Genomic DNA, 19,519 nt, shown 5'->3' with positions numbered 1-19,519 from the left:
CATCCGAATCTAATGATGAGTATCGTCGGAGTTTTTTGCCAACAGCTATTTATCGGCTAAGAATCGACCTGGTTTTAATGCTATATGAAAAAGGCGCAGTTCGTCGGTTTCTCGAAACGCTTGCTCTCACTGTCGTCTTTGAGGTGCTTTTTTTGTTCGTTCTGTCACCGATACTCCTACGCGACATTTCAAGTAGATTGCAAGGTGTTCTGATGGGTCTTATTCTCGTTGTGGTTCTAGTGATTTGGCCGAAGTACCGTAAAAATACTGTGAGCACGGACTCTAACTGACTAATATGCGTCCCGATATAACCGGAGCTATTGGCAAATCCCTGATGTTTGTTGGTATATTGACGATGATGTTTTTTCTTTCTGGAAGAGGTGGCGGCACGGCTTTCGCGGAGTATTTCGTTGAGGGATTTCCGTGGTGGGGAGCGGTCGTCGGGGTCGGAGTTGGCTGGATACTTTTCTCAATTGGTGCTATTGTCGGCTGATCTGACAAACGTGCGACCGTCAGGGGGGGGGGAATTAAAAATATGTTGACGATTGGGCGATGAGTCACCTGATGAGCATACCGCTGGCGAGCCGATGTGCAAAATACGCGCCCTCTATCTCGCACGCCAATTTCAACAGATAGCCAATCCGTGAAATTGGAAAGTGCGAAGATTTCAGCTAATTTTTATATTGATAGACGGCGAACTGCCGCTGACCGGCGGACTACCGGTGATCGAACACCCGCTTCACCTTGCCGACCTCGGTGCGCTCGATCGTCCCGGGTTCGACCACGTCGATGTCGTCGGGCGAGACGTCGAGCTCCTCGCCGAGTCGCTCCTCGATCGTCGCACGGAGCTCCACCGGGGTGGTCGTGGAGCGCTCGTGTGGTTCGACGGTGATCGCCATCGTGTCGAGGCTGTCCTCACGACGGAGATCGATTCGGTAGTGGGGTGCCACCTCGTCGATGCCGACCATGACTGCCTCGATCTGGCTCGCGTAGACGTTGACGCCGCGAACGATGAGCAGGTCGTCGGTCCGACCGGTGACGTTGCCCATCCGCCGTTCGACGCGGCCACAATCGCACTCGTCCTCGTAGAGCCGCGTGATGTCGCCCGTGCGATAGCGGAGTATCGGCTGCGCCTCCTTCGTGAGCGTCGTCAACACCAGTTCGCCCGTCTCGCCCGGCGGGAGGGTCTCGCCGGTGTCGGGATCGACGATCTCCGGATAGAACTGGTCCTCCCAGACGTGCAGACCGTTCTGTGCCTCGGCACACTCGATCGCCACGCCCGGACCGACGATCTCCGAGAGCCCGTAGATGTCGATCGCGGTGACGTCGAGAGCCGCCTCGATCTCCTCACGCATCGGATCGGTGAACGGTTCCGCGCCGATGACCACGGTCTCGAAGGGCAGATCGCGCGGGTCGAGACCGCGCTCCGCGGCGCAGTCGGCGAGATAGAGACAGTACGAGGGCGTGCACGCGAGCGCGTCGCTCCCGAGGTCCTGAGCCATCGTGAGCTGACGGGCCGTATCCCCGCCGCCCATCGGGACGACCGTCGCGCCGAGGCGCTCGATACCGTCGTGGAGGCCGAGACCGCCGGTGAAGAGGCCGTAGCCGTAGGCGTTCTGTACCGTATCACCCGGTTCGACCCCGGCGGCAGCGAGCGATCGTGCCACGACCGCCGCCCAGCGCTCCAGATCCCCGTCGGTGTAGCCGACGATCTTCGGCTTTCCGGTCGTCCCCGACGAGGCGTGGATCCGGTTGATCTCATCGTCGTCGACCGCGAACAGCCCGTCTGGGTACTCCTCACGAAAGGCTGTCTTGGTCGTCACCGGTAGTTTTCCGATATCGTCGATGCCGTCGATGTCGTCGGGCGAAATTCCGTGTTCGTCGAGTCGATCGCGGTAGAACGGGACGTTCTCGTAGGCGTTCGCGACGGTCTCGACGAGGCGTTCGTCCTGTCGGTCGACGAGTTCCGCACGACTTAGCTCGGGTTCGATGGGCACCGTCATCGCCGATCGACCGTCCATCGCCACGTTCGCCCGTTATGTGCGGTCGCCCCTTTCTCTATGACAGGAAATAACACACCAATCGGTGTCGGCGTGAGCGGATATAGATTTCCCCGCACATGGGGCGGGTTTATCACTGTCGACCGCGGTGCGCAAGTTTCAAACGCTACGTGGGCGAACGGCGCACAACGCGCGACGCACGCAGCGATTCGTCGAACTCCCGATCCGTGGTGGGTCCGTTTGCTATGGCTGAGCGCCGCGCGAGTGACCACCATGAGAGAGCTGCTATCGACGCGACTCGGAACCGATCGGTCGCCGACGGTGCTCGTCATCTTCGCGAGCACGCTCGTCAGCGTGATGGGTGTCTCGCTCATCAGCCCGGCGCTCCCGACGATCCAGGCGGCGTGGAACGTCTCGACAAGCCAGGCGAGCCTGCTCATCTCGGCGTTCACCTTCCCCGGCATCGTCCTCACGCCCTTCGTGGGACTCGTCTCCGACCGGATCGGGCGCAAGCGCGTGCTCGTCCCCTCGCTGTTCCTGTTCGGGATCAGCGGGTTCGCGGTCGTCTTCGTCGGCGACTTCACGACCGTCCTCGCCCTCCGGGTCGTCCAGGGCACCGCCGGCAGCGCCATCATGAGCCTCACCGTCACCCTGCTCGGCGACATCTTCACCGGCGAGCAGCGCAGCCGGTTCATCGGGCTGAACGCCGCGATCCTCGCGATCGGTGCGGCCGGCTACCCCCTGATCGGCGGCGGGCTCGCGCTCATTTCGTGGACCGTCCCGTTCATCTGCTTCGCGCTGGCCGTCCTCGTCGCAGTCGCCGGCTCGGCGATCCTGCCCGACCCCAAGGGTGAGTCGGAATCCGGCGGGCTCTCCTACTTCGTCGAGGCGGCACGGGCGATCCCGACCCGGACGGCACTCGTGCTCTACACGGCGATCTTCGGTATCTTCGTCATCCTCTACGGCGCACAGCTCACGGTCATCCCGTTCGTGCTCGACGACTCCTACGGGCTCTCCTCGGGCGTGATCGGGCTCCTCCTCGGGCTGCCGGCGGTGGCGATGGGGGTGACTTCCTCACAGTCCTCGCGCCTGCTCGGCTATTTCTCGCCGCTACGGCTCATCGCTCTCGGCTTTCTCACCTACGGAGTCGGCCTCAGCGTCGCCGCACTCACCGACTCCATCCTCGTGCTCGCCGGCGCGCTCTTCCTGTTCGGCTTCGGCCAGGGGTTCGCCGAACCGATCACCGACACGGCGCTGAACGCGCTCACGCCGGACGCCTTCCGCGGTGGGATCATGAGCATCCGAACGAGCATCCTCCAGTTGGGCACGACCGTCGGCCCGCCGCTGTTCGTCTCCGTCGCCTCGATCGTCGGCTACAGCGAGACGCTGCTCATCGCTGGCGTGACCGCCTTCGTCGTCGGCGTCGCCGGCATCGGCTACCTCGCACTGTTCGGTGGCGAACGAACGACGAGCATCTAGAGCGTCCGAAAACGACTGTCCTTCCGCAATCGTAAAAAGCGAATTCGACGGGTCGCGTTACTCGTAGACCCAGGCCGACGCGTCACGGTCCCAGTCGAGGAGCTCCTCGTCGTCGAAGAAGAGGTCGATCTCACGCTCGTTCGCACCCTCGTCCTCGTGATCCGAGCCGTGGATCAGGTTGTGGCCGAGATCGTTGCCGAGGTCGCCCCGGATCGTTCCGGGAGCTGCCTCGCGCGCGTCGGTCGCGCCCATCAGCCGGCGGACCTGCCGGGTGGCGTCGTCGCCTTCCCAGACCATCGCGAAAACGGGCCCAGAGGTGATGAACTCGACGAGCCCGTCGAAGAACGGCTTGCCCTCGTGTTCGCCGTAGTGTTCGTGGGCGAGTTCCTCGTCGATCCGCATGAACTTGCCCGCGACGAGTTTCAGCCCCTTGCCCTCGAGCCGGGAGACGATCTCGCCGATCAGCCCCCGCTGGACGGCGTCGGGTTTGGCCATCACGAAGGTTCGTTCGTCGTGATTACTCACTGGTCGTCCTCGCCGTCGTCGGTCTCGCGGACCGTCTCATCGCCGACGTTCGCCTCGGCCTCGCTCTCGTCGACATCGGCCGTGTCCTGGTCCTCTTCGATGTCGGGGTCCGAACCGCCGGCGCTCCGGCCCTCGACCTCGTCGAGTTCGTCGGTGTCGGCCGCGGTGTCGTCATCGACGCGCTCGTCGGTCACGCCTGCGGGTTCTCCCGAGCGCGAGCCGGCGTCGCCAGCTGCCGCGGCGACCGCTTCGGCCTCGCTCTCGCCCGGAACGGTGTCCATCTCGTCGGCGACGGTGTCGTCGCCTTCGCTCGGCGGGTCGGCGGCGACCTGTTCGACCTCGTCGGGCGTCCCCGCCTGACTGTCGCCGCTGCGCCGGCCCTCGGCGGTCCATTCGAGATCACGGGCAGCACGACCGAGATCGGCGTTGTTCTCGCACTTCGACGAGCAGTAGTGGATGACCTCGCCGTCGACGCGGACGAACATCGTTCCCGTGCCGGGTTCGATCTCCGAGCCGCAGTAGTCGCACGACCGCGTGTCGACCATCAGCGACCCCCTATCGAGTCGGCCTCGCGGGCGGTCTCCCTGAGCTGGAGCACGTCGCCCTCGCGGACCGGACCGAGGCAGTTACGCGTGATGATCCGTCCTCTGTTCTCGCCTTCCTGGATCCGACAGTTGACCTGCATCGCCTCGCCGTGCATCCCGGTCTTGCCGACGACCTCGATGACCTCGGCGGGCGTGGAGTCAGTTCCTTCGGCGCTCATCGTCCTATCGGAGGTCCTCGACGGTGGTGGTGATGTCCTCGACGTCCTCGTCGGCGTCGCCGGCGTCGACGATGGCCGCGGCGGCCGAGCCGACTTCGAGGCCTGCCGCGTGGCCGACGTCGTCCTGAGTCTCGACGAAGACGAAGGGGATCTCCTTCTCGTCGGCGAGTTCGGGCAGATGCATCACGATTTCTTCCGGGCTGACGTCCTCGGCGATGTAGACGAGCTCGGCGTTGCCGCGCTCGACCGCCTTGGTCGTCTCGTTGGTTCCTTTCTTTACCGTGCCGGTGTCCCGAGCGACCTCGAGCGCCTCGATGGCGTCGTCTTCGAGGTCCGCCGGAACGTCATAGGTGACATAAACTGACATTGTGTGGTCCTCCTGTACGCGAGTTCTGTCTCCCCCGCCATGTCAAAAGCCTCGCTTTTGACTGCTCGCCGAGGGGTTCTCGGCGGCGACCGAATCCCTGAGGCTGGGAGCTTCACAACCCCGTACAGGCTGTAGCCAGCGGTAGCGTAGCCCTGCATAAAAGCGCTTTCAAAGCACGCACGCCGTGCGAGGCGAGCGCACGGACGATTTCACACAAAGTTTTTGCCGCAACCAGTTTGCACGATAATATAGCAATGGCAACCCGATCCAGCGGATCGTCCACGTTCGGGGACGGTGCCGTCCGACACAGTTTCTTCGTCGTCCTCTGGGCGGTCTGGGCAGTCCTGACCGCCAACGAGTTCGTCGGGGATGCGTTCGGATTGTCATTTTACCTGCTCCTGCTGGTCGGTGGTTTCCTGCTCGGTGGTGTGGTTGTCGCATGGACGACGCGAACCGAACGTGGTCGGATGGCGAAACGGCTCTACGACGACGCACCGCTCGGCCAACAGTTCGCCGTCAGTATCGCGCTGTTGGTCCCGTTGGCCGCTCTGGCCTACGGTCTGTCGGTCATAAACGTATCACTCGTGGTGTTGCTCGTGCTCTGGATCAGCGCGATCGTCGGCTACCAGCAGTTGACGTTCGTCACGAAGCACACCAGATCGGAATGAGCCACACGACCGATCGGTATGGGTTTTTATCACCACCCACTATAGCGTATCTATGACTACTCGAACGAACGATCTCCCCGATCATCTCTTCGAACAGGGGCCGATACTGGTCGTCGGGTTCGTCCTCCTCTGGGCGTTCTGGGCGATCTTTTTCGTGTTCGAGTACGTCGGCGACGACATCCGACTGTCGGCCTTTTTACTCGCGCTCGTCGTCGGAATGCTCGTCGGCGTCGGCTTCGGGCACTGGCATCGACGAACGGAAACGGGGCGACGTGCGGATCGGTGGTACCGGAACGCATCGCTCGGTCGGAAAGTCGCGTTCGTCCTCGTCGCTGCGATAGCGGTTATCGGCGTGCTCTATCTCACAGTGACCGTTGGAATCTCGTCGCTGTTGCTTGAGGCGGCCCTCTTCGGCGCAACCCTCACCAATCATCTCGTCGATATCAGCGTGGTGCATTCACACGCGAGAGCACACGGGTCGGTGTAGTCATCGTCGAACACAGCAGCATCAGCAGCGAGCGGGAGCGATCGCAATAGGTCTCGAAAAATCGACTCAGACGTTCCGCACTGAGAGCCCGACGACAACCAGACAGATCACTACCGCGAGCGCCGTGACTCCGAGCAGGATCGGCCAGAGGGTTTCGGCCAGCGCGGGACCGCTCGCGCGGGCGACGCTCGTGGCCTGGTCGATGGCCGTCGAGGCGACGTTCAGAATGACACCACCGAAGGCCGCGACGAGGAGGAGTACGATCTGGAGCAGCGAGGTGAACCGTTTCCACGTCGGTTCGTCGGTATCGTCCGCCGATGCCGAATCCGATTCGTCGCCGAAATGCTCGCGGAGCTGCTCGAACGCCGACGTGGAGTCGCCGCGCTCGTCCATCCACTCGGCGTTCGTGACGCACGGACTAAGTTTTGTGGGTCCGAACGGGGCAGCGAACCGACGCGCCCATGCCGCCCCGTGTCGGTGGATCGATATGATCGCCGACCTCGCGGCCGTACTCGGCGCGGAGGCCCGCCGGGCGAACGAGCGCCGCGTGCTGGTACTCACGGGTGAGCGCGAGGACTGCTATGCCGAAGCACGCGAAGCGCTCGACGCGGCCGGGATTTCGCGAGCAGCGACCACGCTCGTCGCCGGTGAGAGCGGTGACGACCTCGACTGCGAGCGAATCACGTCGAAACACGCCGACGAACTCCTTGGGCGAACCCGCGGGGCGGTCGTGCTCGACTGCCACGACGAGTGTCGGCCGAACGCGATCGGACGCACGGTGGGCGCGGTCGACGGCGGTGGGCTTCTCGTTCTGCTCGTGCCGTCGCTCGATTCGTGGCCTGATCGCCGGGACGGCTTCGACGCGACGCTCGCCGTGCCACCCAACGAACCCGCATCGGTGGCGGGGAACTTCCGCCGACGACTGGTCGACACACTCCGGGCGCATCGGGGCATCGCCATCGCAAACGTCGATTCCGGGACCATCGAGTGCGATGGCCTGATCGATCCACCGCCGCACGAACAGCGGTCCGCACCCGCTCCGCCGGACGAGCACGGATTTCCGCGAGCGGCCTACGAGGCCTGTCTGACTCCCGATCAGACAGCGGCCATCCACGCCTTCGAGGACCTTCGTGAGCCGAGCGGGGCACTCGTTGTCGAGGCCGATCGTGGGCGAGGAAAATCGAGCGCCGCCGGGCTGGCCGCCGGTGCGCTGGCGGCCGACGGGAAGGACGTCCTCGTGACCGCCTCCGCCTACCGCAGCGCCGCGCCGATTTTCGAGCGCGCGCGTGAGCTTCTCGCGACGCTCGACGCGCTCGCCGACGTGGATCGGGACGAACCTCCACATCGACTCGACGCAGTGGGGGGAGGGGAGGTGCGGTTCGCGAAGCCCGCGGTGGCGACCGAGCAGGCCGAACGGGCGGACCTGCTCGTGGTCGACGAGGCCGCCGCGCTCCCGGTCGACCGACTGACCGAATTTCTCGCCGCGCCAGCGGTCGCGTTCGTCACGACCGTCCATGGCTACGAGGGAGCCGGTCGCGGGTTCTCGGTACGCTTTCGCGACCGCCTCGACGACAGCGCGTTCACCGTGCACGAGCAGCGTCTCGACGATCCCATCCGATACGCCGCCGGCGATCCGGTCGAGGTGTGGGCGTTCCGTGCGCTGTTGCTCGACGCACGCCCACCCGTCGCGCCGCTGGTCAAGGAAGCGACGCCCGAAACCGTCGATTACGCACGAATGGACGCCGAGGAATTGCTCGCCGACGAACACCGCCTGCGCGAGGCGTTCGGGCTGCTCGTCGCCGCCCACTACCGCACGGAGCCGAACGATCTCGCGCGCCTGCTCGACGCGCCGAACGTCTCTGTTCAGGTACTACTCCACGAGGGCCACGTCGTCTCGGTCGCGCTGCTCGCCCGCGAGGGCGGCCTTCCAGAGGATCTGCGTCGCGAGGTGTACGAGGGGAGCCGTCTCAAGGGCCATCTCCTCCCGGACGTGCTGACGAGCCAGCTCCGCGACGAGCGAGCAGGCGTGCCGACCGGCCAGCGCGTACTCCGCATCGCCACCCATCCGGCGGCCCGCTCGCGCGGGCTCGGCTCGCGACTGCTCAACGAGATACGGGCGAACGCAACGACCGACTGGCTCGGCGTCGGCTACGGTTCGACGCCCGAACTCGTCGATTTCTGGCGACGAAACGGCTTTTCGACCGTCTATCTCGCGACCACACGGAACGAACGCAGCGGCGAACACTCCGCGCTGATGCTCGCGCCGCTGTCGGATGCCGGCCGTGAACTCCGCGATCGCCACGTGCGGCGGTTCGTCGAACGGATCGGCGCGACGCTGTCCGACGCGCTCGCTACGCTCGATCCCGACGTGGTTCGGGCCGTGCTCGGGGCGACCCATATCACTGCCGAGGTCGATCTCTCCGACCACGAGTGGCGCGTCGCCGCCAGCGCCGCCTACGGCCCCGGGCTCGCCGAGATCCATCCACACGTCTTCCGCGCGCTCGCGCTGCGCCACCTCACAGATACGGGCGGCGATCTCTCGGCGCGCGAGGAACGCCTGCTCGTCATGCGCGTGTTGCAGACCCGCTCGACCAAGAACGTGGCCGACGCGCTCGACTACGTCTCGACCGGCGCGTGCATGCGCGCGCTCGGCGACGCCTACAAACCGCTCGTCGATCGGTACGGGAACCGTGCGGCACACGACGAGCGCGACCGATACCTGGACTGAGTCCATCAGCCGACCGCGCGAACGACGAGCCACGCGAGCCCGATCGCCGCGAGCGATCCGACGAGGTTCGCGAGTCCGTTGACCGCTGCCCGCCCGATTTCACCCTCCTCAATCAAACGTACGGTCTCGAACGAGAACGACGAGAAGGTCGTGAAGGAGCCACACGCGCCCGTACCGACCAGGAGAACGATCGTCTCGCCCGCACCCGCGAACGTCACCAGTCCGAGCACGAGGCTGCCGAGAACGTTGACGACGAGCGTACCGACCGGGTACTCGCCCTCGAAACGCTGGCTCACGTACACCCGGGCGAGCGCACCGAGCGCACCACCCGTGCCGACGAGATGGGCCGGATCGATCGCGGTCATCGATCGCCTCCACCGATCCGGCGGGCGAACGCCCGTCCCACGAGCACGCTACCGAACCCGAGCGCGTAGGTCGCGAGCACGTTCGCGACCATCCACACCGGGCGGGCGAGCAGCGTCGTCTGGAGCGCGAAGGTGCTGTAGGTCGTCAACGAGGAGAGGAAGCCGGTCGCGAGGACCAGCCGTGCCCGCTCGGTGAGGACTCCCGTATAGCGCGCCTCGTAGAGTACGAAGCCAAGCACGAAACTGCCGACGACGTTGACGAGGAGCGTCCCGCCCGCTCCCGGGAGGAGTCGTGCGACGAGAAAGCGGAGGTTCGCACCGGCGAACCCGCCGATGGCGATCAGGGCAATCGTTTCGAACGTGCGAAGTGGATGGGGTCCCGACATGGCAATCTCCGGGAGGAGTCATCAGCTGGATGCCCAGCGGTTGTGGCAGGCGGACCCCATCGCCCGATGGGCGGCATTCGGTCCGTCCGTATATAACCGCCGGGATCGCACGTGGCGCATGGTCGACTGGCTCGTCGTCGGTTCGTTCGCGCTGCTCGTCGTCGGCGTCGTCGGCAGCGTCGTGCCGCTGGTGCCGGGCACGCTGAGTTCGCTCGTCGGTGTCTACCTCTACTGGTGGGCGAGCGGTTACACCGAGCCCGGGCCGCTGTTGCTCGCCGCGCTGACCGTGGTGGGCGTGCTCGCGCTCGTCGCGGACTACTTCGGTGGGGCGGTGTCGGCGCGCGCCGGCGGCGCGTCGATAGTCACGACGACGCTCGCGGCGGTCGTCGGTATCGCCCTCTTCTTCGTCGTCGGGCCGCTCGGCATCGTCCTCGGCGTCGCCGGCACCGTGTTCACCGTCGAGTTCTATCGCCACCGCGACCCCGAACGCAGCCTGCGCGCGGCGCTCTACGCCGCCATCGGGGTGCTCGCCTCGACGGTCGTCCAGCTGCTCGTGACGGTGACGATGCTCGTCGCGCTCGTGGCCGTCATCCTCCTCTGATATTGTCGGACAGAAGTACGTGCACATTCGATTCCGAGAATTCACTGCAACGGGCTGATTTTCGCGTCACGGGTCCCGGATCAGATCTGTCCGACAGTATGAGGACAACCGTTGTATACACTCGTGTCGAACGACGAGTATGGCCGCGTGTGCCGAGGAGGGCTGCGACCGGCCGGCAGCGGTACGACTCCACGTCCCGTGGGCCGCGAACCGCGAGGTCTGCACGGCGCACGGTCGCGCGCTCGTGCAGCAGGAGGGTGTCGTCGCCGAACCGCTGGAGGGTGCGGGCGAGAACTGGCAGTGATCAGGGTTCGAGCGCGAGCATCACCTCGTCGATGTACTCACCGTCGTACGTGTAGTGGTTCTCGCGGACGGCCTCGACCTCTCCACCGTGTGCCTCGAAGAACTCGACCGCCTCCTCGTTGGTCGAGGGGATCGAGTTGTAGAGCTTCTCGTAGCCCTTCTCGTCGGCCCAGTCGAGCCCGCGATCGAGCAGGTGGCCGCCGATGCCGTGGCCCTGATACTCCTCCAGAACGCCGAGAGTGAGCTCGGCCGTGTGCGAGAGCTTCTCCAGTTCGGGCGATTCGAGATGGATCCAGCCCACCACCTCGTCGTTGACGGTGGCGACGAAGAACATCCGCGAGCGCACGGGACTCTGCTGGACGACCGTCTCCTCGTGATCGATGATATCGGCGACGCTCTCGGCGACGGTGTAGGTCTTGCCGCCGGCGACCTGTCGGATGACCCCTACCAGCCCGGAGCGATCGGTCTCGATCGCCGGCCGGATGGTGAACGTCAGGCCTCCGGCGTCGAACTGCTCCTCGTCGGTCTCGTCGCTGCCCTCGAACGTCGCCCGGAGCTCGTTCCCCACCTCGGTGACGAGCCCGTCACGCTTCAGGATGGCGACGTGGTGACGAAAGCCGCCCGGATCGAGCCTGAGCGACTCGCGGACATCGCCGGCGGCGACGGGGTCGTCGCTATCCTCGATATATTCGTAGATGCTCTTCCTGTCTTCGTGGCTGAAATCAACCGTTTCCGACACTTGCATGCTCGTAGTTAGCACACCACGTCACTTAACTGTTGACCGAGGTCACGCACGACTGTCACGACCGATCTCTCGATCGGATTCGATCGCGTTGCTGCTTGCCTCTGAAGGGACATGGCTGAAACCGTTAGCAGCGTGCGTTCTCGCATCATGAGCGACGCGGCCGCCGGCGACGCCGGCGAGGTCACCACCGAGCTGAATCGGGATATCGGGCTGCTCGGAGCACTCGCCATCGGCATCGGGACGATGATGGCCGCGGGGATCTTCGTGCTCTCGGGACTGGCGGTGAGCAAGGTCGGCGTCATCGCCATTCTCTCCTTCGCGATCGCGGCGGTCGTCGCCGCTTTCACGGCGGCGGCCTACGCCGAATTCTCCTCGATCTACCCCGAGAGCGGCGGCGGCTACATGTACGTCGCCAACACGTTCAAGCAGAACTTCACCTACATCATGGGCTGGACGATGATCCTCGGTTATCCGGCGAGCGCCGCCTTCTACCTCGCATCGTTTTCGGACTGGTTCTACCGGTTCATCTACCCGCTCGTCGGCATCCCGCAGGCGATCCCCTACTGGCTGCCGGGGGTTGCCGTTCTCGCACTGTTGGTGTTCATCAACATCCGCGGCAGCGAGGAGTCGAGCCAGTTCCAGATCGTCGTCACCACGCTCAAGGTGGTGCTCGTCGGGTTCTTCCTCTATGGCGGGCTCCAGGCGTTCAATACGGACATCGTCGCGACGTCGGCGGCGGAGAACGTCGGCCAGTTCGCCGAGATCGGCGTGACGAGCGCGCTCGTGTTCATCACCTTCTTCGGCTTCTCGGCGATCGCGACCAACGCCGAGGAGGTCAAACAGCCCGGTTGGACGATCCCGCGGGCGATCTACATCTCGATGGGGTTCGTCACCGTGATCTACGCGCTCGTCGTGCTCGTCATCGTCTTCGCGATCAACGACGGCGCGTTCTTGGGCTTCCTCGCGGACAACGCGAACCTCGGGGGAGCCTCACCGACCGCGTTCGTCGCCAACAACGGCGAGGTGTCGATGGCCTACGCCGCCCAGTACTACCTCGGCCCGATCGGCTTCTACGTCATCATCGTCGGCGCGCTGTTCTCGATGGTGTCGGCGGCCAACGCCACGATCCTCGCAGGCTCGCGTGTCAAGTTCGCGATGGCGCGGCGCGATCACCTGCCCGCGCGCTTCGAGAAACTCCACGACGACTACAGCACCCCCTACAACACGGTGTTGCTCACCGGCGGGTTCATCTTCGCGCTCATCGTGATCTTCACCGTTCTGTTCGGCAAGAACCCCGAACTCGCCCTCACGGAGGCGTCGTTCCCCCTCGGCATCCACCTCGGCCTGGAGTCGGTGACAAACTTCGCGAACTTCCTGTTGATCCTCGGGCTCTCGACGGTCAACCTCGCGCTGGTTCGCTCGCGCAAGGAACATCCCGACATGGAGCGCGAGTTCGAGGTCCCGTTCGTTCCCTGGGTGCCCTACGCCGGCGTCGTGGCCAACCTCGCGCTGCTGGTCAACCTCGGCGCACGCATCGTCACGATCGGCCTCATCGCCGAGGCGGTCGGCATCGCCTTCTGGTTCGCCTGGAAGCGTCGCGGTGCCTCGACCGAGCGCCTGGAGGAGGAGACGCCGACGGTCGTCTCCCAACAGAGCCCGGACAGGCGCGACTACCGGGTGCTCGTCCCGATCGCGAACCCCGAGAACGTCGACCAGCTCCTGCGGACGGCCGCCGACATCGCCGCCGACCACGACGGCGAGGTACTCGCGATGAGTGTCGCCACCGTTCCCGAACAGACGCCGCTGTCTCGCGGGAGCGAGTACGTCGACGACCAGCGCGAGACACTCCGCCGTGCCACGGCGATGCGGGCCGATGGCGGGGAGGTCGATACGGACGCCGCAGACATCGATACCGAAGCGCTCAGCGGAACCGTCGACGCGGACGGCGTCGACGTGCCGGTCAGCGCGACGCTGCGCGTGAGCCATCGCGTCGACACGGCGATCTTGAACAGCGTCGAACAGTACGACGCCGATGCGGTGTTGATGGGCTGGGGCGCACGCGGCTCGCGCCGGCGCGAGATCGTCTTCGGCAGCGTCATCGACACGATCGCGACCGACGCCGACTGTGACGTGCTCGTCGAGCGCCTCGGCGACGACGCCGCCGGCGACGTCGAATCGGTACTGCTCCCCACCGCCGGCGGGCCACACGCCGAGCTCAGCAGGGAGATCGGTCGGGCGATCTGTCGCGCGACGGGCGCACGTGCGGAGCTGTTCCGGGTAGTCTCGCCGGATGGCGACGCCGACGACGCGCGCGAACGGCTCGAGGAGAGCGCGGCCGGACTCCGGGAGGCCGGGGTCACGGCCGAAACCACCGTCGTCGAGAGCGACGACGTGCTCGACGCCATCACCGACCGGACGAGCGAACACGACCTGACCGTCATCGGCGCGACTCGCGAGGGGCTGCTCCAGCAGTTCGTCTTCGGGGCGATCCCCGAGGAGGTCGCCCGCGCGGCCGACGACACGGTCGTGATCGCGAAACGGAACGAAGGGCTATCGTCACAGGCCCGGTACTCACTCCGCCGATGGCTCCAGTAGACGACGTCCGCGTCGGCGACCCGCCGATGGCCGGCGAACGGACCGACGACGATCGGGACGAGCTCGACATCGCGTACGCTCACCACCGGCGAGTCGAGGAGATGGTCGACATCGTGCGCTTCTGTCTCGAGGCCATCAGCCTGGAGTTCGACCGCTGGGGCGAACCGCACGTCAGCGGCCCCGGCTTCTACCTCGCGATCGTCTCCGGTACCTCGGTCGAGGGGTACGCCGATCCGATGGGTGCGAACCGCTGGCCAGTCGAGCGCTGTGCCAGCGTCTTCGGCGACATCGAGGCGTTCCACGCGGCGGCCGCGACGACCGCCGACCGGATGGACGGTGCGGTGATCGCGAGCATCGACGGCGTGCTCCAGGAACGGCTGGTCCGACTGAAGGATCTCGATCGTGCAACGCTCGAAGAGCACAACGGCGGCCCGATCGCCTACGCCGACTGGATGGGATCGCGACACATGAGCGCGCTCGACACCTCGCTGCGCGACGGCGTGGTCGCGACGATCACACTCAGCGAGGAGACCGACCGCGTGACGACGTTCGTCGACGGCGCGTTCGAGGACTACGATCGAGCCGAACTCGGCGGCCGCTGGCGCGCGCAGGGCTAGCCCGTGGGCGCCGGGACGTGCGTGAGCAACTGCGCCGTCGCCCTGATGTCGTCCGTCCCGACGAGCACCTCGGCGGCCTTCCTGATGGTCGCGTCCGGCTCCATCGAAACGCCGTAACAGCGTGCGTACAGCGCGAGCCAGTCGTTCGTCGCGCGGTGGAACCGGGCCAACTCTTCGTCCGAGAAGACGACCGCTTCGTCCGCAGTCCGCGCGTCGAGATAGAGCACCACGAGCGGGCCGAGCCCTTCGCGAAGGAACGCCATCGCCCGCTCTTCGTCCGGCGGGTTCGGGGGCGGCTCGAACGTCGCACGATCACGGGCGGCCCGCGCGGCGAGTTCGTCGATCCGCTCGCGGTAGTCCGTTGCCGGGCGCGCCATCAGCCCTCCCGGAACTCGACGCCCTTGCCGCCGCGCGGGTGTTCCCACTGGGTGTCGGCAACGATGGCACAGGTGCCACACTCGACGCAGGGCTGGGTGTCGAGGCTCACGACGCGCTCCTCGTCGCCGTTCGATTGCACTGTCTCCTCACGATAGCAGCCACCGCCGAACCCCTCGGCACTCACCGGACAGGCCGTCACGGCCGCGCCGCTGGCTGCGACGGAGTCGTCTTCCAGAACGATATGTGGGTTGCCGACGTCGGTGTCGTAGGTCAGATCGCCGATGCGCTCGCCGAGACTCGGCGGCTCGACGGTGTTGTCGTCCGCGACACGCGTTCCGAGCTCCTCGGCGATGATCGTCGGCAGCGTCACGTAGGGCGTCTTCGTATCGGGCATCATCGTCGCCAGATACGGCGAGCCGTAGGCCCGCCCGAGCAGCCCGGCCGTGTCGGCGGCGCGCACGCCGGCACGCCCGAGCGGCGAATCGAGCAGTCGTTCGGCGAGATCGGTGGTAATATCGTTTTCGCCGGCCGCGCTCGCGACCTCGTAGCGCATCGGTCGGAGCTTCGCCATCACGCCCTCGTCGTGCAGGCGCTGCTCGTAGCGCTCGCCGGCGGTACTGGGTTTTCCCCTGGAACGAGCTTCGACGAACGCCTCGGCGGCGAGCGCGCCGGCCGTCACCGCGTGGTTCATCCCCTTGATGATCGGTCCCTGAGCCTGCATCTGGCCGCCCGCATCGCCGACGAGCACGAGTCGTCCCTCGTGAGGCGAGGGATTGGCGGCCTTCTTCGAATCGGGGACGAGTTTGGCCGAATACTCCCGTTCGTCGTACTCCTCGCCGAGCCACTGGGCGAGCAGCGGGTGGGTGAGCAGCGCGTCGAGCAACTCCTGAACCTCGGCTTCCTCCGCGACGATGCTATCGAGATGGAAGACGTTCCCGATGCACAGCGAGCTCTCGTTGGTGTAGAGGAAGCCACCGCCACGGACACCGTCGTAGAGATCGCCGGAGAACAGATGGGCTTCGCCCTCGTCGTCGTCGATCCCGAACCGTTCGTTGATGGCATCGCCGGGCATATCGACGACGGCCTTCACGCCCTGGAACCACTCCTCGGGCTCTTCCCAGTCCATCAGCCCCGCTGCACGCGCGAGTTCGGAGTTCACGCCGTCGGCGGCCACGATGAAATCGGCCTCGATCGGATCGAGTTCCTCGCAGGTAACGCCGACGATTTCGCCGTCTCGCGGGTCGCGTTGCTCCCCGCTCGACCCATCCGAGGGGCGAACGCGCCCCTCGCTGTCCTCCCTGAGGAGACCGTTCACCTTCACGCCCGTCAGCAGCCCGCCGCCGGTCTCGCGGGTGAGCTCGTGGACTCGTTCGGCCATCCACGAGTCCATCTTCCGGCGGAGGACCGCATCGGCCCACTCAGTGTCGCGCTCGTGTCCCCGGGTGATGTCGAACGTCTTCACCTTCTCGCCGGCGATGTTGTGAATGTAGTAGTCGGTGACGGGCCGTTCGGTCGCGTGCTCGCGAAATCCCGGTAGGAGCCCGTCGATCGTGTAGGGGGCGGATTCCTCGGCGTAGATGAGGCCCCCGGTGACGTTTTTCGATCCAGCATCGACGCCCCGTTCCAGGACCACGGTTTCGACCCCGCTCCGTGCAAGCGTTGCGGCTGCCGCCGCACCGCCCGGTCCCGCCCCGACCACCACCGCCTCGTAGTGTTCGTGTTCGTCAGTCATCGTTGGTGCCTCCATCGGCCGCGAGTTCTTGTGGTTCGAGTTCGCCGGATTCGAGCGCCGTCGTGAGCGTCGGCAGTACATCGAAGAGATCGCCCTCGATGAAGTAGTCGGAGAAGTCACCGATGCGCGCGTCGGGATCAGTATTGATCGCGACGATCGTCTCGGATTCGTCCATCCCCACCTTGTGTTGGACGGCTCCCGAAATCCCGGCGGCGATGTAGAGCTCCGGCTCGACGACCTGCCCCGTCTCGCCGATCTGTCGTTCTTCGGCCGTGTACTCCGTGACGTGGCCCGCGAACTCGTAGGCACCGGTGACGATCCCTCGGGAGACGCCGAGCGCGGCGTCGTCGAAGGCGTCGCGGAGATCGAGCCCGAGCTCCATTCCCTCGGTGGGGCTGTCGCCGATCCCCCGCCCCATCGCCACCACCACGTCGTGACCAGTGAGATCGACGCCTTCGTCCAGTCGGTCGTGATCGGTGACCGAAACACGAAGCCAGTCCTCGTCGAGCTCGCCATCGTGGTCGACGATCTCACCCACCCTGTCGTGATCGGGTTCGGGCAGGTCGAAACTCCCCGGGATCACCGACGCGCCCTGTGGGTGGAACTCCCTGGTCGGGTTGTCGAGACAGAGGATGGTCGAATACTCGAACCCGGAGAAATCCGGGCGCTTCATATGGAGCACGCGCTCGAACTCCTTTTTCGCGCCCGGCCGCCCGGTCTTGGCCGGGTTCGAGATCATCGACTCCTCGATGTAGAGATCCGAACAGTCGGAGGCCAGTCCGGAATCGAGTTCGCCCTGGACGAGCGCCGAGAGGTCCCGCCCGTTGTTCGTCGCCGGGAACACCGTATAGCGCGGCTCGTCGTACTCGCGCCAGTCGACGGCTGCGTCGCGACCGCGGCTCTCACCGGGGATCGCGCCCGCCCGCGCCATGTCGCAGAACAGTTCGGTGTAGGGCTTGTGCTGGAACCGCTCCAACCGATCGTCCTCGTGGTGAGCCACAACGTCAGCCCCGTAGGCGATGACGTCCGCGGCGTGTTTTTCGACGTCGCTGCCGATGAGCACCGCCACGACGCGCTCGTCCTCGTCGTAGGCGTCGTTGTAGCCGTCCATCAGCTCGCGGGCCTTGCCGAGCATCTCCTTCGAGACATCGACGAGCTCGCCCGCCTGCGTCTCGCAGTAGACCCACATGTCCCGGTAGACGCCGTCGTCGAGCGCCTTGACGTACTGTTTGTCCGCCGTCGGATGGTCGAGATCCGGGTGTTTCTCTTCTGGAGGAATGACCTCGATCTCGTCCGGTTCGTCCTCCTCTTGGACTGACTCGATGCGCTTTTCGATGAGGTTCGTCGCGGCGTCCCGATCCTCGCCAGCCTGCTCGGCGTCGAGGACCCCTTGCAGGCGCTCGCTATCGTCGATACCCTGGAGCGCGTTGCCGAGCCCGGCCGTCGAGAGTTCGGTGGGATCGATCTCGCCATCCTCGTCTTCCTCGCTCTCACCGACTTTTTCGATCCGACTCTCGATCAGCGTCACGACGTTCTCTCGGTCCTCGCCCGCTCGTTCCGCATCGAGGATCGCGTCGAGTTCGTCGGGATCCTCCACGTCCTTGATCGCCGGGCCGAACTCGGCGATGTCGTACTCCGACGGGTCGAGCGCGAGGTCCTCGATCTCGTCGGCCGACTCGCGATACTCGCCCTCGGTTTCGGTGTCCTCGTCGACCGCTTCGTCCTCGTCGGCGTTCATCGCGCGCATCCGCGCACGGATCGCTTCCTGGGCCGTCTTTCGCTGTTTGCCGTCCTTCTCGGCGTCGAGCAGCCCTTCGAGCTCGCGCGGGCTGTCGATCTCGTCCAGCTCGTTCTGGAGCTGTTCAACGGTGTGCTCGCCGGGGTCGATCTCGCTCATCGCTCGCCTCCCGCGTGGGCCGCCATCGCGTCGAAGACCTCGCTCATGCCCGCTTCGTCACCCGGATCGACCATCGTCGCCTCGCGCTCGGCAGGCGCTTTCGGGATCGGATCGACCGACGAGACGATCGTCGGCGAGCCGTCCAGTCCGATGTAGTCGGGATCGAGGTTCAGATCCGCGTGATCCCAGGTCGTCATGTGCTCCTCGTGGTTCTCCGCGCGCTCTTTCGTCTCCGCACGGAGGTCCTTCAGCGTGAGTCGATCGCCGGCGGTTCGATAGGTAGGCTCGAACTCCGGATCGGCGACGATGAACGCCGGCATCGGCGCTTCGACGGTCTCGATCTCCTCGATGTCGCCCTCGACGAGGCGCTTCGCGCGCACCGTACCCTCGTCTTCGTCGACGTCGAGCGCGATCACGTGGGTGATGATCGGCCAATCGAGACACCAGCACGCCTGCGGGCCGGTGTGACCGGTCTCGCCGTCGGCGGTTTTGAACCCCGCGAACACGAGGTCGGGAGTCTCGTCGAGTTTTTTCAATCCCGTGGCGATCGTGATCGCCGTCGCCCAGGTGTCGGAGGCCGCGAGCTCGCGATCCGAGAGGAGATAGAGCCCGTCGGCGTAGACCGACTCCATCGCCTCGCCGAGCACGTCGCCGTAGCCCGGTGGACCCATGCTCATCACGCTCAGCCGACCCCCATGGCGGACCTTCGTCTGGAGCGCCGTCCGGAGCGCGTGCTTGTCGTTGGGGTTCATCACCGTCGGGGTGTTGCCCCGTTCGAGATGGCCGTCCTCGTCGAACGATACCTGTCCCTCGCGAAAATCGGGAACGCCCTTCGTCAGCGTGATTGTGTGCATTGCTAGTCGTTCACCCGTATGACTATTTC

The 19,519-nt window shown here is 65.5% G+C and carries 21 protein-coding genes and 1 riboswitch; of the genes, 8 read left to right on the top strand and 13 right to left on the bottom strand.

What is annotated here, in order from left to right; translation table 11 throughout:
• Window positions 1–716: 716 nt before the first annotated feature.
• Window positions 717–2,021, bottom strand: coding sequence for a phenylacetate--CoA ligase PaaK (gene paaK / locus NO363_RS03425; protein ID WP_370525580.1), 1,305 nt, complete (start codon window positions 2,019–2,021; stop codon window positions 717–719).
• Between the two features lie 252 nt (window positions 2,022–2,273).
• Between paaK and NO363_RS03420 the strand changes: the two genes are divergently transcribed.
• Window positions 2,274–3,479 carry an MFS transporter gene (locus tag NO363_RS03420; RefSeq protein WP_256686906.1) on the top strand — a complete coding sequence of 402 codons (1,206 nt, stop codon included), beginning with the start codon at window positions 2,274–2,276 and terminating at the stop codon, window positions 3,477–3,479.
• Between the two features lie 57 nt (window positions 3,480–3,536).
• Here NO363_RS03420 and ndk read toward each other — a convergent pair whose 3' ends face one another.
• From ndk to rpl7ae, 4 genes are read right to left on the bottom strand one after another with little or no spacing between them, the layout of a single operon-like run.
• Window positions 3,537–4,004, bottom strand: coding sequence for a nucleoside-diphosphate kinase (gene ndk / locus NO363_RS03415; RefSeq protein WP_256686905.1), 468 nt, complete (start codon window positions 4,002–4,004; stop codon window positions 3,537–3,539).
• Window positions 4,001–4,549: a 50S ribosomal protein L24e gene (locus tag NO363_RS03410; protein ID WP_256686904.1), complete on the bottom strand. Its 549-nt coding sequence runs from the start codon at window positions 4,547–4,549 to the stop codon at window positions 4,001–4,003. The genes ndk and NO363_RS03410 overlap by 4 nt, the downstream gene beginning before the upstream one ends.
• Complete coding sequence (locus NO363_RS03405; protein ID WP_004054950.1) at window positions 4,549–4,767, bottom strand: 30S ribosomal protein S28e; 219 nt, start codon at window positions 4,765–4,767, stop codon at window positions 4,549–4,551. Before NO363_RS03405 ends, NO363_RS03410 begins: the two co-directional genes overlap by 1 nt.
• A gap of 4 nt (window positions 4,768–4,771) precedes the next feature.
• Window positions 4,772–5,134 (bottom strand): 50S ribosomal protein L7Ae, encoded by a 363-nt coding sequence (gene rpl7ae / locus NO363_RS03400; protein ID WP_256686903.1) that lies wholly within the window; start codon window positions 5,132–5,134, stop codon window positions 4,772–4,774.
• A 254-nt stretch (window positions 5,135–5,388) separates the two neighbouring features.
• On the opposite strand from rpl7ae, the gene NO363_RS03395 reads away from it, so the two are divergent.
• Complete coding sequence (locus NO363_RS03395; protein ID WP_256686902.1) at window positions 5,389–5,802, top strand: hypothetical protein; 414 nt, start codon at window positions 5,389–5,391, stop codon at window positions 5,800–5,802.
• A gap of 52 nt (window positions 5,803–5,854) precedes the next feature.
• Window positions 5,855–6,289 carry a hypothetical protein gene (locus tag NO363_RS03390; protein ID WP_256686901.1) on the top strand — a complete coding sequence of 145 codons (435 nt, stop codon included), beginning with the start codon at window positions 5,855–5,857 and terminating at the stop codon, window positions 6,287–6,289.
• A gap of 66 nt (window positions 6,290–6,355) precedes the next feature.
• Here NO363_RS03390 and NO363_RS03385 read toward each other — a convergent pair whose 3' ends face one another.
• Complete coding sequence (locus NO363_RS03385) at window positions 6,356–6,682, bottom strand: hypothetical protein (protein WP_256686900.1); 327 nt, start codon at window positions 6,680–6,682, stop codon at window positions 6,356–6,358.
• A gap of 94 nt (window positions 6,683–6,776) precedes the next feature.
• Between NO363_RS03385 and tmcA the strand changes: the two genes are divergently transcribed.
• Entirely contained in the window at window positions 6,777–9,017 is a 2,241-nt protein-coding gene (tmcA, locus tag NO363_RS03380; protein WP_256686899.1) for a tRNA(Met) cytidine acetyltransferase TmcA, read from the top strand.
• A 5-nt stretch (window positions 9,018–9,022) separates the two neighbouring features.
• Here the strand turns inward: tmcA and crcB are convergent, their stop codons facing one another.
• Window positions 9,023–9,382 (bottom strand): fluoride efflux transporter CrcB, encoded by a 360-nt coding sequence (gene crcB / locus NO363_RS03375; protein WP_256686898.1) that lies wholly within the window; start codon window positions 9,380–9,382, stop codon window positions 9,023–9,025.
• Complete coding sequence (locus tag NO363_RS03370; protein ID WP_256686897.1) at window positions 9,379–9,768, bottom strand: CrcB family protein; 390 nt, start codon at window positions 9,766–9,768, stop codon at window positions 9,379–9,381. Before NO363_RS03370 ends, crcB begins: the two co-directional genes overlap by 4 nt.
• Window positions 9,769–9,773: 5 nt before the next feature.
• A riboswitch (Fluoride riboswitch) is annotated at window positions 9,774–9,841 on the bottom strand.
• Between the two features lie 45 nt (window positions 9,842–9,886).
• On the opposite strand from NO363_RS03370, the gene NO363_RS03365 reads away from it, so the two are divergent.
• Window positions 9,887–10,369 carry a DUF456 domain-containing protein gene (locus NO363_RS03365; protein ID WP_256686896.1) on the top strand — a complete coding sequence of 161 codons (483 nt, stop codon included), beginning with the start codon at window positions 9,887–9,889 and terminating at the stop codon, window positions 10,367–10,369.
• A 139-nt stretch (window positions 10,370–10,508) separates the two neighbouring features.
• Complete coding sequence (locus NO363_RS03360) at window positions 10,509–10,673, top strand: DUF8014 family protein (protein WP_244700858.1); 165 nt, start codon at window positions 10,509–10,511, stop codon at window positions 10,671–10,673.
• Here NO363_RS03360 and NO363_RS03355 read toward each other — a convergent pair whose 3' ends face one another.
• Window positions 10,674–11,417: a GNAT family N-acetyltransferase gene (locus tag NO363_RS03355; RefSeq protein WP_256686894.1), complete on the bottom strand. Its 744-nt coding sequence runs from the start codon at window positions 11,415–11,417 to the stop codon at window positions 10,674–10,676. It abuts the gene before it with no gap.
• Between the two features lie 147 nt (window positions 11,418–11,564).
• Here NO363_RS03355 and NO363_RS03350 point away from each other — a divergent pair, with 147 nt between their 5' ends.
• Window positions 11,565–14,012, top strand: coding sequence for an amino acid permease (locus tag NO363_RS03350; protein WP_256686893.1), 2,448 nt, complete (start codon window positions 11,565–11,567; stop codon window positions 14,010–14,012).
• The gene (locus NO363_RS03345) at window positions 14,000–14,629 is read left to right on the top strand and encodes a hypothetical protein (RefSeq protein ID WP_256686892.1); all 630 of its coding nucleotides are present in this window, start codon (window positions 14,000–14,002) and stop codon (window positions 14,627–14,629) included. The genes NO363_RS03350 and NO363_RS03345 overlap by 13 nt, the downstream gene beginning before the upstream one ends.
• On the opposite strand, the gene NO363_RS03340 is transcribed toward NO363_RS03345, so the two are convergent.
• From NO363_RS03340 to NO363_RS03325, 4 genes are read right to left on the bottom strand one after another with little or no spacing between them, the layout of a single operon-like run.
• Window positions 14,626–15,006: a DUF8055 family protein gene (locus NO363_RS03340; protein ID WP_256686891.1), complete on the bottom strand. Its 381-nt coding sequence runs from the start codon at window positions 15,004–15,006 to the stop codon at window positions 14,626–14,628. The genes NO363_RS03345 and NO363_RS03340 overlap by 4 nt on opposite strands.
• The gene (locus NO363_RS03335) at window positions 15,006–16,739 is read right to left on the bottom strand and encodes an FAD-dependent monooxygenase (protein WP_256686890.1); all 1,734 of its coding nucleotides are present in this window, start codon (window positions 16,737–16,739) and stop codon (window positions 15,006–15,008) included. The genes NO363_RS03340 and NO363_RS03335 overlap by 1 nt, the downstream gene beginning before the upstream one ends.
• Window positions 16,732–18,636: an electron transfer flavoprotein subunit alpha/FixB family protein gene (locus NO363_RS03330; protein ID WP_256686889.1), complete on the bottom strand. Its 1,905-nt coding sequence runs from the start codon at window positions 18,634–18,636 to the stop codon at window positions 16,732–16,734. Before NO363_RS03330 ends, NO363_RS03335 begins: the two co-directional genes overlap by 8 nt.
• Window positions 18,633–19,490, bottom strand: coding sequence for an electron transfer flavoprotein subunit beta/FixA family protein (locus tag NO363_RS03325; protein ID WP_256686888.1), 858 nt, complete (start codon window positions 19,488–19,490; stop codon window positions 18,633–18,635). The genes NO363_RS03330 and NO363_RS03325 overlap by 4 nt, the downstream gene beginning before the upstream one ends.
• Window positions 19,491–19,519 lie beyond the last annotated feature (29 nt).

It is taken from the genome of Halococcus qingdaonensis, from assembly GCF_024508235.1.
GTDB classification, from domain to species: domain Archaea; phylum Halobacteriota; class Halobacteria; order Halobacteriales; family Halococcaceae; genus Halococcus; species Halococcus qingdaonensis.
Note: the sequence above shows the minus strand (reverse complement) of the source record. Positions and strands in the feature narration are given on the sequence as shown.